Below are 12,465 nucleotides of genomic sequence, written 5' to 3' on the forward strand. Positions count from 1 at the left end.
CCTTTGGTTCCGCCGGATCCGAAAAAAATTGAATTTTTATGAATCTTTTTTGCAACGTGGCGAATGGCTGCCTTCGTGAATGATGGGCACAGGTGCTCCACGGCGCGACTTAAAATAACAAAAACAAATACTTATGCGAATATACGTTTCAAAATTTTACCGTTTGATAAATTTTTTATCCTGAGTTACGCTTTCCCTCACTAGCCGTTTACCAATAATGAGGGAACTTCAATGGAACGACTGGAAACTGGGATTCATTCCGGCCGGCTCTCGACCGCCGAGTATGAAACTAATTTTTCCGATCTGCATCCGCGCCTCGACAAGCATGAGGCGCTGGTGGCCGCCGACCGCTGCTATTTTTGCTATGATGCGCCGTGCATGACGGCCTGTCCCACCTCCATCGACATCCCGCTCTTCATCCGTCAGATTGCAACCGGCAACCCGATCGGTTCGGCCAAGACGATCTTCGACCAGAACATCCTGGGCGGCATGTGCGCCCGCGTCTGTCCCACCGAAGAGCTCTGCGAACAGGCCTGCGTGCGCAATACCGCAGAGGAGAAGCCCGTGGAGATCGGCCGCCTTCAGCGTTACGCGACTGATACGGCCATTCAGGCAGGCAGGCAGTTTTATGAACGCGCCGCCTCGACCGGTAAGAAGATCGCCGTTGTCGGCGCCGGCCCGGCCGGCCTTGCCGCCGCTCACCGCCTTGCGGTGAAAGGCCACGACGTCGCCATCTACGACAGCAAGTCGAAATCCGGCGGCCTGAATGAATATGGTATCGCCACTTATAAAACGGTCGACGACTTTGCCCAGAAGGAAGTGGATTACGTGCTTTCGATCGGCGGTATCGAAGTCCGCCACGGCCAGCAGCTTGGCCGTGATTTCTCGCTTGCCGATCTGCAGTCTCAGTACGACGCCGTCTTCCTCGGCATCGGCCTTGCCGGTGTCAATGCGTTGCGCGTCGATGGTGAGAACCTGCCGGGTGTCGATGACGCGGTCGATTTCATCGCCGGTCTCCGTCAAGCCACGAACAAGGCGGACGTTGCCGTCGGCCGCCGCGTCGTCGTTCTCGGCGGCGGCATGACCGCCATCGATGCGGCCGTTCAGGCCAAACTGCTTGGCGCCGAAGAAGTGACGATTTGCTACCGCCGGGGCAAGGAGCACATGAACGCCTCGGAGTTCGAGCAGGACCTCGCGACGTCCAAGGGCGTCATCATCCGCCACTGGTTGGCGCCGAAGTCAATCCTGTCGCAGGACGGCAAGGTCGCCGCGATCGAGGTGGAATATACCAAGCTCGCCAACGGCCGTCTCGTCACGACCGGCGAAACCGGCGTCATCGCCGCCGATCAGATTTTCAAGGCGATCGGCCAGACCTTTGAAGCATCCGGTCTCGGTTCGCTGCGCATGGAATCCGGCCGGATCGCCATCGACGGCGAAGGCCGCACCTCGCTCGACGGCGTCTGGGCGGGCGGCGACTGCGTCTTCGGCGGCGATGACCTGACCGTATCTGCCGTCGCGCAAGGCCGCGATGCTGCCGAATCCATCAACCGTACGCTTGCTGCCGGTGCGCAGCCAGCCGTCGTCGTCGCGTGAGGAGAATGAACAATGGCTGATCTCCGCAACAATTTCGTCGGCATCAAGTCGCCCAACCCGTTCTGGCTCGCCTCCGCGCCGCCGACCGACAAGGCCTATAACGTCGAGCGCGCCTTCAAAGCGGGCTGGGGCGGCGTCGTCTGGAAGACGCTCGGCGAGGAAGGCCCGCCCGTCGTCAACGTCAACGGCCCGCGCTACGGCGCGATCTGGGGCGCCGACCGCCGCCTTTTGGGTCTCAACAATATCGAGCTCATTACCGACCGCGACCTTTACACCAACCTTCGCGAAATGAAGCAGGTGAAGATGAACTGGCCGGACCGCGCCCTGATCGCCTCGATCATGGTTCCCTGCGAGGAAGACGCCTGGAAGGCGATCCTGCCGCTCGTGGAGGAAACCGGCGCCGACGGCATCGAACTCAATTTCGGCTGTCCTCACGGAATGTCCGAGCGCGGCATGGGCTCGGCGGTCGGGCAGGTGCCGGAATATATCGAGATGGTCGTGCGCTGGTGCAAGCAGTACACGCGCATGCCGGTCATCACCAAGCTGACGCCGAACATCACCGACATCCGCAAGCCGGCACGCGCCGCCAAGGCCGGCGGTACGGACGCCGTCTCGCTGATCAACACCATCAACTCGATCACCGCAGTCAATCTCGACACGTTTTCTCCTGAACCGTCGATCGATGGCCGCGGCAGCCATGGCGGCTATTGCGGCCCGGCGGTGAAGCCGATTGCGCTCAACATGGTGGCCGAGATCGCCCGCGATCCGGAAACCTACGGCCTGCCGATCTCCGGTATCGGCGGCGTGACCACCTGGCGCGATGCTGCCGAGTTCCTGGCGCTCGGCGCCGGCAACGTGCAGGTCTGCACCGCGGCCATGACCTACGGCTTCAAGATCGTGCAGGAGATGATCACCGGGCTCTCCGACTGGATGGACGCCAAGGGCCACAGGTCGCTCGACGATATCACCGGCCGCGCCGTTCCGAACGTCTCCGACTGGCAGTATCTGAACCTCAACTATGTCGCCAAGGCGAAGATCGACCAAGACGCCTGCATCAAATGTGGCCGCTGTCACATCGCCTGCGAGGACACCTCGCATCAGGCGATCACGCAGTTCGTCAACGGCATACGCCATTTCGAGGTGATGGAAGACGAATGCGTCGGCTGCAATCTTTGCGTCAACGTCTGCCCGGTCGAAAACTGCATCACCCTGGAAGCCCTGCCCGCCGGCGCGCTTGACAAGCGCACGGGCCGTCCCGTCGACCCGAACTACGCCAACTGGACGACCCACCCGAACAATCCGATGGCAAGACAGGCGGCAGAGTAGAAGGCGGTCGCGACCTCGCAAGACTGCGGCGATGCCCTCATCCGGCTGCCGCCACCTTCTCCCCGCAGGCGGGGAGAAGGAAGTATGCCGCACCGTTTGGGCATTCGACCTTGAGGATGGTACGTACCCTCTCCCCGCATACGAGGGTGAGGGTGAGGGGCAGCAACATGGCGCCCCGCAACTAAACCCCGAACGACTTCCTGTAGGCACTCGGGCTTGTCCCGAGCCGCTTGCGGAAATGATGCCGCATCGTCGCCAGTGTGCCGAAGCCGCTGGCGGCGGCGATATCGTCAAGCGATGCGGCGAGTTCCTTTTCCAGGAGATTGCGGGCGTGGCGAAGCCGCTCTTTGAGCAGCCATTCGCCCACGCTGAGGCCCGTCGTCGTTTCGAAGCGGCGCTGGAAGGTGCGCAGGCTCATGCCCGCCTTTTGCGCCAGCAGGCTGATCGACTGCTCCTCGTCCAGCCGCTCCCGCATCCATTGGAGCAGCGGCCCGAGCCGTATTCCCTCCCGCTCTTCGAGCGCGGGCGCGCTGATGAATTGCGCCTGCCCGCCTTCGCGATGCGGCGGAAGCACCAGACGGCGCGCCACACTGTTTGCGGCTTCTGCGCCAAAATCACCGCGCACGACGTGCAGGCAGAGATCAATGCCGGCCGCACTGCCCGCGGCCGTCAGGATACTGCCCTCGTCCATGTAGAGAACGTTCGCATCGAAGGCGATCTGCGGATAGCGCGCTGCGAGCGACGCGACATAGCGCCAATGCGTCGTGGCACGCCGGCCGCTCAAAAGACCGGAAGCGGCAAGCACGGCAACTCCGGAGCAGAGCGACATGATACGGGCACCGCGCTCATGAGCCTGACGCAGCGCATCAATCAGCGGCTCCGGCACCGGCGCATCGATCGACCGCCAGCCCGGCACGACGATGAGATCGGCTTCGGCCAGAACCTCCAGGCCCCGATCGACCGAAACGCTCAATCCGCCCGCAGCACGGAGCGGCCCCGGTTCGACGCCGCAGACCGAATAATGATACCAGCCCTCGCCCATTTCGGGACGTGGAAGACCGAAGACTTCGTAAGCAATACCGAATTCGAAAGTGCATAGCCCGTCATATATCGGTACCGGCCGAAACCGTTCTACTACACAGTTGATTTTGCTTCACCGACGAATGAAGAATCGATTCTATCGCCTAGGGTTAAACTGATTCTACCAGCGCCCGGGATCATCTAAGCCCGGCAAGCCAAGCGTTCTCCGAAATGCCCTTCAACGACTTGCCGTTCATAAATCATTGCCGTGCCTCGCCCAACACCTTGGTAGACTTTCAATTCTCCGGCGAACTTTTTATGGTGTTTTAACAAGTGCCCATTCATCGCAGCGCGACGCGTAATTTCGGGCGCCATGATGAACATCTCATGAAACAACCACAAATTCTTCATACTGAGGTCTCGCTGAAGTAGATAGGTATTGTGCAACCTCACCAGGGCGCTGTAGCCCAAACCCATAACCACGCACGCAGTGCGATTTTCTACAGGGAGGTCATCTAAATGTCCTGCGACCTCGGCGACTTCGAGTATTGACCGTAGCTTATCAAAATCTCGCACGCGCAAGCGTGTCATGAGTGGGCCTTTTTCTTGCGCGTGCCAAAACTCCAAAGAGCCTTGCAACATAGCGTCCAAGGTCACCACGAAGGGGTTGATCCTTCGACCGGATAGAGCAGTCAGAGCAGCGCCCAATGGCAGCGTTAGCGAGGGCATTTCTCGATGCGATGCACGTAATAGAATGCGTTTTTCGAAAGGCACTTCAGGGGGTCTGTGGCTGCGCCCAAGATAAGGATCGATGGCATGATCTAAAACCTCAATGAAGTTCCCCGCAAAGAAGTCGACGAGAAAAGGAAGCGGAATACCGGAATGCTTAGCGAATGACCGAGTTGTCTTCGAACTTGAAAGCATCACGTATCTAGCATCCGGAAGTTTAACGTAAGCATCTTCCTGGCGGCTCAAAACGGTAACGCCATTGGCGCGCCTTAATCCGTTAGTGCCGCCTGAACGAAAGATTGGGGAAGTTGAAAGCTTGAAGTGCGTGCCGGCGTAATCGGACTGCGCTGTTATTGAGGCAAGCGATCTGAAGGCCAGACGCCGCCGCTCTTCATGAGATTTGGAAAGTAGTAGCCTTTGAAAGTCTCTATCAAGCAGAGACACGACTTCACGTATAGGCGGATGTACGCGGGCGTTTTGTTTTTCGCCGGTTGTTGCGGACTTGGTTCTCTGGTCGTTGAGCATTCTTTCATGGAGCAGATTAAGCCCCTCCGGCCAAGACATCACCGCCCGCGTTGCCTTCGCCATATCGTCAGGGAATGGCGTCCGGTACTGTAGCAAGAGGTCGCGACTAGCTGATCCTTGCTCCCGGTAGCGGCTCAATAACCGCGCTATGTTGCTTATCAGTTCAAAGACAGCGCCCGGGCCGAAGGCTCGAATTGCATCGGGTACCTTCGAGAGGTCTAACACAGCAACCCTTACAGCCGGATCGATGAGCGCAATACAAAATCGCAAGGCTTCCTCGTCATCAACCTCAACAGAAGGCTGGTATCCCCACGGTGACGGCCGCCTTGCTGAAGAGGGCTGAAGACTGCAAGTCCTAGTGCAAGCACTAGGGATAGTCTTATGACAAAGCAGCTTGTTGAGGTTATCACATCGGTCGAGCGACGTCGGCGCTGGTCTCGGGAGGATAAAGAGCGGCTGGTCGCGGCAACGTTTGAGCCAGGAGCCAGCGTGTCGGAGATCGCGCGATCTGCTGGTATCCATTCCGGCCAGTTGTTCCGCTGGCGAAAGGAACTGTGCCAGGTATCGGCGCCCTCAATCTCACGGTTTATCCCTGTCGAAGTTGTCGCGAGCTTGCCAGCGCCTGATGCGGTGGAAACGGCCCCGCCTGCACGGTCGCGCAAGAAGACGAGCATCGTGACGATCGAGCTTGGCCGCAGCCGGCGCCTTCGCGTCGAGAGTGACATTGACACCGAAGCCCTGGTTCGGATCCTCGATATCCTGGAGCGGCGATGATCCCGGTTCCGAGCGGCGTGAAGGTCTGGCTGGCAACAGGTTACACGGACATGCGAAAGGGTTTTCCCGGCCTTGCCCTGATGGTGCAGGAGACGTTGAAGCGCGATCCTCACAGCGGCCATTTGTTCTGCTTCCGCGGACGTCAGGGTGGATTGATCAAGGTGATCTGGCATGATGGCCAGGGTGCCTGCCTGTTCACCAAGAAGCTGGAACGGGGTCGCTTCTTATGGCCGTCGGCGGCCGATGGCACGCTGGTGATTACGCCGGCGCAGCTCGGTTATTTGCTCGAAGGCATCGATTGGCGGATGCCGCAAAAAACCTGGCGGCCGACGTCGGCTGGATGAGCAAAACCGCTGGCATGACGGGAGCGAATATGATTCCATCTCGTCATGACCGACGCGGCCGATCAGCTTCCCGACGACCTTGCCAGCGCTCACGCGATGATCCTCGCGGAACGTGCCGCCCGTCGTGAAGCCGAGGCCGTTGCTGCTCGTGCGCAAGCTGTGAACTCGCATTCCGATGCGCTGATCGCCCGGCTGAGACTGGAGATCGAGAAGCTCAAGCGCGACATCCATGGCAGCCGCTCGGAGCGGAAGGCCCGGCTTCTCGAACAGATGGAATTGCAGCTCGAAGAGCTGGAAGCCGACGCCAGCCAAGACGAACTGGCGGCAGAGATGGCGGCACGATCATCGACAGTCAGGGCCTTCGAGCGCAAGCGTCCATCGCGCAAACCGTTTCCCGAGCATCTGCCGCGCGAGCGCGTCGTCATTGCCGCGCCGACAAATTGCCCGTGCTGTGGCTCGGCCAGGCTGGCGAAACTGGGCGAGGACATCACTGAGACGCTGGAGGTAATCCCGCGCCAGTGGAAGGTGATCCAGACGGTGCGCGAGAAATTCTCCTGCCGCGAATGCGAGAAGATTACTCAGCCGCCTGCGCCCTTCCATGTGACGTCGCGTGGCTTTGCCGGGCCAAACCTGCTGGCGATGATCCTGTTTGAGAAGTTCGGTCAGCATCAGCCGCTGAACCGGCAAAGTGAGCGCTATGCCCGCGAGGGCATCGATCTCAGCCTGTCGACGCTTGCCGACCAGGTTGGCGCTTGCGCCGCGGTCTTGAAGCCAGTGCATGGATTGATCGAGGCACATGTGCTGGCTGCCGAGCGGCTGCACGGCGATGACACCACGGTGCCGATCCTGGCGACGGGAAAGACCGAAACTGGCCGCATATGGACCTATGTCAGGGATGACCGGCCGTTCGGCGGAACATCGCCACCGGCAGCCCTCTACTATGCCTCGCGAGATCGTCGCCAGGAGCATCCCGAGAGGCATCTCAAGACCTTCACCGGCATTCTGCAGGCAGACGCATACGGCGGCTACAATCCCCTGTTCAAAGTGGATCGCAATCCAGGTCCGCTGACGCAGGCGCTGTGTTGGGCGCATGCCCGTCGCAAGTTTTTTGTGCTTGCCGACATTGCCACTAATGCGAAACGGGGAAAGAACGCAGCAACGATCTCGCCGGCTGCGCTCGAAGCGGTCAGCCGCATCGACATGCTGTTCGACATCGAGCGCGAGATCAATGGCTTATCTGCCGGTGAACGACTGGCACGACGGCAACAAGACAGTCGTCCTCTCGTCGACGAGCTTGAGGAATGGCTTCGTTCTGAACGAACAAAGCTGTCGCGCAGCTCACCGGTCACCGAGCCCATCGATTACATGCTGAAGCGTTGGGAGGGCTTCACGTCCTTCCTCAACGACGGCCGCATCTGCCTCAGCAACAATGCTGCTGAGCGGGCCCTGCGTGGCTTTGCTCTCGGCAGAAAAGCGTGGCTCTTTGCAGGCTCTGACCGGGGTGCGGATCGCGCCGCCTTCATGGCGACGCTGATCATGACAGCCAAGCTCAACGACATTGATCCGCAAGCTTGGCTCGCCGACGTGCTCGCCCGCATCGCCGACACCCCCATCACTAAGTTGGAGCAACTGCTCCCTTGGAATTGGTCGGCCGTGGGGGCGATTGCCGAAAAGGCGGCGTGATCAAAGGACTGGATCGGCGATGGGATACCGCAACACCACGCTCTACACCCTTAAATATGTGGCTGAGATGCTCGACGAGGACGAGGACTTTCTCCACGATTGCTCTATCGAGATGTTCTCAGAAGATGGACGCTTGAGTGCCTACGACACCTATCCGGCATCTGAACTGAGCGAAACCATCGTCGTCTTCACTGAAGACGGAATCGATAATCTTCAGCACATCGTCAATGTACGTAGAGAAATGGGTGACGCTCCACCCAAGCCTGCCGCTATCAAACCGCCGGAGCCGTAGCTGCTGCGGCCTTCACCGGACGGGTACGAAGGCTGCGGGAAATCTCTGAGATCAACTATGCGGCCGCCATTGTAGCAGATGAGGAAAGCGATCCGCTGCGGGTCAATCGCTTTGCCGGCGAGTGCCAAATGCGTGAGCTTCTGCCCACTCAAGCCCGCCAGAGCCATCACCACCGAGGTCCTAACATAGCCGTTCTCGGCAGAAGCTCGAAACAGAAGGTCAGCAAGCCCCTCTCCTGGCATTAACCTGACGGGATACGATAGTTCGCCCGCGTCGTAATCAGCGGCGTTTTTCTTCACTCCGCTTGGCATTTCATCCCTCCTTGAACTCAGTGTTTTTTTAGCGGCATCGTTGACCTGGGTCCTTCTCTGAAAGGATTGTAATCGATGTATTTTTTGCGAATCGCGAACATATCAGTAGCCCTCTCGAGGTGTGTACGTTCGACGCGCATAGCGCCTTCCTCGAAAGCGATCTCGGCCGCCTTCCACAGAAGGCGCACCATCGATCCGAGTAGCCCTTTTCCCGCCAGAAAAAAGCACTGCAAAGTGTCGCCACTCAGGAAATCACTCCACTCGCGCATAATTCCTTTTTCCTTCAAGATGATCCCCAGATCGGCTGCAAAGTCCATGAGCAGCTTGAAGTCCTTCTCGTTGGCATAATCGAGCGCATCTGGACTGATCGGGTATAAATCCCGCTCCAGCATTTGATCTTCACTGAAAAGCTTACCGTGTGCTTCAGGAATCCCGACGAACATGATTGGGTATCCCGCTATCAACAGGCTCTTTAGGTGGTTGTGCACCGAGGTGGCTTCATCACGCTTTGTGGTGCTTCGTGGAGGTGGAACCCGGAGGTGATCGACTTCATCGATAATAAGTAACTCCACCTTATGTTGCCGCATTAACTTTTCCGCACTGTATATCTGCGCATCTACATTTGGCCCTGAGTCGGGCCGAGGGTCTCCAAGAGCGCTAAGCAGCTTTTGCATAAGGCCCTTCATTCTGGTATTCGACGGAAGGCTCACGTGGAGCACCAACCTCTGCCTATCCATTACTCGTTCGCGCGGCGTACTTCGGGTAAACAGTCCGCGCTCGTAACACTCGTTTACGACCTGCCGCTCAAGGTACATTCGAATGATGGTAGATTTTCCATAGCCACTATCGGCGAAGTAAGTTCCAGCGACCATCTCGTTTCTACCGGGCGTAAGTCGCCTTCCTTCCCGCATGGCGTCGAAAGTTTCATAAACTAAATCCGCGCGCGGGTGGTCTATGCGCATGGCAAGAAACCGAGCCGCTATTTGCCCTTTTGATCTCACCAGATCCATCACCAACGTCCCCCCTTCTCTGCAGCACGCCGCCGCATGTATTCTTCAATATTCCACCACCATCGAGGACTGATCCGCCTCCTGAAGGATGGAATGTGGCGACAAGTCGTCATTGAAGTGCGGAGTATCTTGAGCCGCTGACGATGCGCGCTCCTCATTGCGAGTTTTTTCAACGGAGCTTTTGGTTGATTTCTTTGAGGTGCCGCCGCGCCGCGGCCCGATGGGTGCGGGACCGTGATTTCGGCGCAGCGTCACCGGCGCGGTATTGGGGATGTTAGGTCCGTTCATTCCAGTAACGGAAGGATCGACCGCAACCTCGACGACTTCGTCGCCAGGAACCAACGTGAGCGCTTCTGCGTGATAGCTACGAAGATCCTTTCGGTTATTCTTCTTCCTTTCACCCAATTTCTCTTCCAGGTGTTCCAGCATCTTCCAGCGCGCCTGAGCCCGCTCTATGTCGGAGTGGAATGCAAGGTCCTCTTCTCTCGCATAGCGACGAAGCTGCTTTGACATCTCGAACGACAAGCCCTTGGTCGACACGGGGTAGCGATGCCTATCCTCATCAGTTGTCCGGTCCCCTCATTGAGGACGTTCAAGAAGGAGCAATCGAGCGGATCGCGAAAGGTGTTCACCCTTAGAACGATCGACTGTCCGGGCGCGCGCTGCTCGCGCTTTTTCGCGAACCGCGCCATATCCCGTATCAGTATCGAAGTGACGGCTTGCTCATGGTACTCCTCTCCCATCAATTTAATGCCACTTGTGGTCAGAACTGCGCGGCCGTATTGGCCAATCTTCCGGTCGAGGACGTTCACGTCGTCAACCGTGTTCCTTCCATACTCGACAATACCGTTCGCCCATTTCCTTGCAGGTGCTTTGCCGCCTTTCGGGCGCTCCACGTGGTATGAGCACACTATAAATTCGCTGAGTTTGCGCATTGCCTGCGGAAGAGTGTACTCGGCATCTTCGCGAACATCGTGGTCAGGCATCTTACGCTTGTCTAAACCACCTGGCCGTCCTCCCGGTAACTGATGCCACAGACCATTGGTGGTGCCGAAAATGCGTTCCACCCTCGTTTTGTGCTCTGGCGTTCGCAGAGCAGCGTATTCGATATCGATGCCTACGCCCTCCATGACGGTCTGCAAGGAAACACCGATGTTTTCGAGTCCATTGTCCAAAATAAGGACGGCCGGCTTTCCCCAGCCGTCGGTCGCACCCTTGTATAGCCCAAAGCGCTCCTCGAGTTCCGCCTTCGGCCGCAAGACGTGCCTTATGCACTTCATCAAGCTGTAGACCGAGGGTGGTTCGAATGTCAGGAAGAAGCCGAGAACCATTCCGGAATAAACATCGAGCGCGTAAACCAAGTAGGCTCGCATCGTGCCGACGACGACGCCTTTGCTATTAGTCACCTGCAGCGATAGGTCGACTTGCGTTTGATCGAGGACGACATATTCAAGAGGCTTTGAGGCCTTTATGCTGTCCACGGTGCCGACATGCCGTTTATGGGCATTCCGGCTGCCATATTTTTTAGCGTACCGGTCTTGGGTTTCAGACTCCCGCATCCATCCGTTAAGGGTTTCTGGGGCGGGTGGCTTGATTAGAGTAAGACCTCTTCTCTTCCGTTCTTCCTCAAACTTCGTGATGTAGAAATTGCGAGCGGTATCGACTGTGACCGAGCGTGCCGACCAATACAGCTCGATCATCTTTGACTTCAGTTCGTCCATCCAGTCTGGCCAACGGCTAACCCGATGCTTTCCTGAAGTGGCCAGGATCTGTCCGAGGGTCCGATTTCCGGGCTCACCAAAGTAATTCAAAAAGATGCGAAACTGGCTCTCAGAAATTCTCCATTCGAACCGATACTCATCCCATGCCCGCCTTGCAGTTTGATCCAGAAACCGACCGAGCTTTGGTCCGTAGGTTGTTACATCGGGCGCCGCATCGTACTGTTTAAGAAAGTAGAGAATAGTGCGCGCTCGCACTATTTTCTTGGCCGCTGCAAGACGCCTTTGGCGCTCCTTCTTGCCGATTTCTTTGTCATCCGCGTCGAGCAAATGATAGGAGCCGAGTGCATCTGTGTACGTCGGAACGCCTTTGCGAACCGTTCTAATCGCAACACCCAATCCACGCATGATTGTAAATGACGCATAGGAAACGACCCGTTCCTTGCCCGTTTCACGATCGCGTAGAACAATCGACCCATCGCCATTCGTTCGAACAAACTTGAAATGGCCCGCCAAGTCCGGGTCTGAGATGCTGTATTCATCTCCTTCGTTTGCGTCGACAATTTTTGCCATCAGGTACGGCCTATCTCGAATGCGGGGACGTTGGGGTTGGGGGTCAAGGGCGACAGATCGACATTGATCATCCGAGCCGCGAAAACGGGTCGAGCCAGTGTTGCGGCACCGATCCGGAGGTCACAGCTTTTCCTTACTCTCGCGAGCTTTGGCATCATCACCGTCCCGGGAAGTTGATCAGGCTGTCATCCCCGAGTTCATCGCGGAGATCGATTGAAAGAACCCGACGGACTTGGAACGCGGCGACTTTTGCAAAGCCTACCGGACCGCCCCCCAAAGCCTGGACGACTTCGGCATACGTAAGTCGCATCTGCCTGCGCAGATAAATCGAACGCAGAACGTCGAAATCCCGCAGCGTGACCGTTGTGTGCCGAGCATCAGTAATTCTCTTCAGACGGATGTGTAGCTCACTTGGGATTTCATCACTGCGGACCGTCAGAAAAGGCTGTCCAAGACGCGCGTAGATTTGGCCAGCCAGATCGAGCTTGGTCAGATACCAGGGGTCATCAAGACGCGGGTCGTTATCGCGCTTCACTTCGATCACTATCCTGCGGCACCTCGACCGTG

At 57.8% G+C, this 12,465-nt stretch carries 12 protein-coding genes; 6 read left to right on the top strand and 6 right to left on the bottom strand.

Translation table 11 applies throughout. The features are described 5' to 3' along the window. Positions 1–231 precede the first annotated feature (231 nt). Together ISN39_RS12745 and preA are read left to right on the top strand one after the other, a co-directional pair. Positions 232–1,593, top strand: coding sequence for an NAD(P)-dependent oxidoreductase (locus ISN39_RS12745; protein WP_194727738.1), 1,362 nt, complete (start codon positions 232–234; stop codon positions 1,591–1,593). Positions 1,594–1,605: 12 nt separating this feature from the next. Continuing rightward, entirely contained in the window at positions 1,606–2,919 is a 1,314-nt protein-coding gene (gene preA / locus ISN39_RS12750; protein ID WP_194727739.1) for an NAD-dependent dihydropyrimidine dehydrogenase subunit PreA, read from the top strand. A 181-nt stretch (positions 2,920–3,100) separates the two neighbouring features. Here the strand turns inward: preA and ftrA are convergent, their stop codons facing one another. Continuing rightward, a complete protein-coding gene (gene ftrA, locus ISN39_RS12755) occupies positions 3,101–4,066 on the bottom strand; it encodes a transcriptional regulator FtrA (protein WP_194730180.1) in 966 nt (321 codons plus the stop codon). Between the two features lie 74 nt (positions 4,067–4,140). After that, positions 4,141–5,463, bottom strand: coding sequence for a hypothetical protein (locus ISN39_RS12760; RefSeq protein WP_194727740.1), 1,323 nt, complete (start codon positions 5,461–5,463; stop codon positions 4,141–4,143). A gap of 111 nt (positions 5,464–5,574) precedes the next feature. Here ISN39_RS12760 and ISN39_RS12765 point away from each other — a divergent pair, with 111 nt between their 5' ends. The 4 genes from ISN39_RS12765 to ISN39_RS12780 are packed head-to-tail and all read left to right on the top strand — an operon-like array spanning position 5,575 to position 8,286. Then, positions 5,575–5,967, top strand: a complete 393-nt coding sequence (locus ISN39_RS12765) for a transposase (RefSeq protein ID WP_194727741.1) — start codon at positions 5,575–5,577, stop codon at positions 5,965–5,967. After that, positions 5,964–6,311 carry an IS66 family insertion sequence element accessory protein TnpB gene (gene tnpB, locus ISN39_RS12770; RefSeq protein ID WP_194727742.1) on the top strand — a complete coding sequence of 116 codons (348 nt, stop codon included), beginning with the start codon at positions 5,964–5,966 and terminating at the stop codon, positions 6,309–6,311. Before ISN39_RS12765 ends, tnpB begins: the two co-directional genes overlap by 4 nt. A gap of 45 nt (positions 6,312–6,356) precedes the next feature. Then, positions 6,357–7,994 carry an IS66 family transposase gene (locus ISN39_RS12775; RefSeq protein WP_194727743.1) on the top strand — a complete coding sequence of 546 codons (1,638 nt, stop codon included), beginning with the start codon at positions 6,357–6,359 and terminating at the stop codon, positions 7,992–7,994. Positions 7,995–8,013: 19 nt separating this feature from the next. Next, the gene (locus ISN39_RS12780; protein WP_194727744.1) at positions 8,014–8,286 is read left to right on the top strand and encodes a hypothetical protein; all 273 of its coding nucleotides are present in this window, start codon (positions 8,014–8,016) and stop codon (positions 8,284–8,286) included. Between the two features lie 328 nt (positions 8,287–8,614). Here ISN39_RS12780 and ISN39_RS12785 read toward each other — a convergent pair whose 3' ends face one another. The 4 genes from ISN39_RS12785 to ISN39_RS12800 form a co-directional block, all read right to left on the bottom strand. Continuing rightward, entirely contained in the window at positions 8,615–9,607 is a 993-nt protein-coding gene (locus tag ISN39_RS12785) for an ATP-binding protein (protein WP_194727745.1), read from the bottom strand. 45 nt (positions 9,608–9,652) lie between these two features. Continuing rightward, positions 9,653–10,036, bottom strand: a complete 384-nt coding sequence (locus tag ISN39_RS12790; protein WP_194727746.1) for a hypothetical protein — start codon at positions 10,034–10,036, stop codon at positions 9,653–9,655. A 23-nt stretch (positions 10,037–10,059) separates the two neighbouring features. Further along, positions 10,060–11,898 carry a DDE-type integrase/transposase/recombinase gene (locus ISN39_RS12795; protein ID WP_194727747.1) on the bottom strand — a complete coding sequence of 613 codons (1,839 nt, stop codon included), beginning with the start codon at positions 11,896–11,898 and terminating at the stop codon, positions 10,060–10,062. Positions 11,899–12,055: 157 nt separating this feature from the next. Continuing rightward, the gene (locus ISN39_RS12800; protein WP_194727748.1) at positions 12,056–12,442 is read right to left on the bottom strand and encodes a hypothetical protein; all 387 of its coding nucleotides are present in this window, start codon (positions 12,440–12,442) and stop codon (positions 12,056–12,058) included. Between the last annotated feature and the right edge of the window lie 23 nt (positions 12,443–12,465).

The organism is Rhizobium sp. 007 (assembly GCF_015353075.1).
Taxonomy (GTDB): Bacteria; Pseudomonadota; Alphaproteobacteria; order Rhizobiales; family Rhizobiaceae; genus Rhizobium.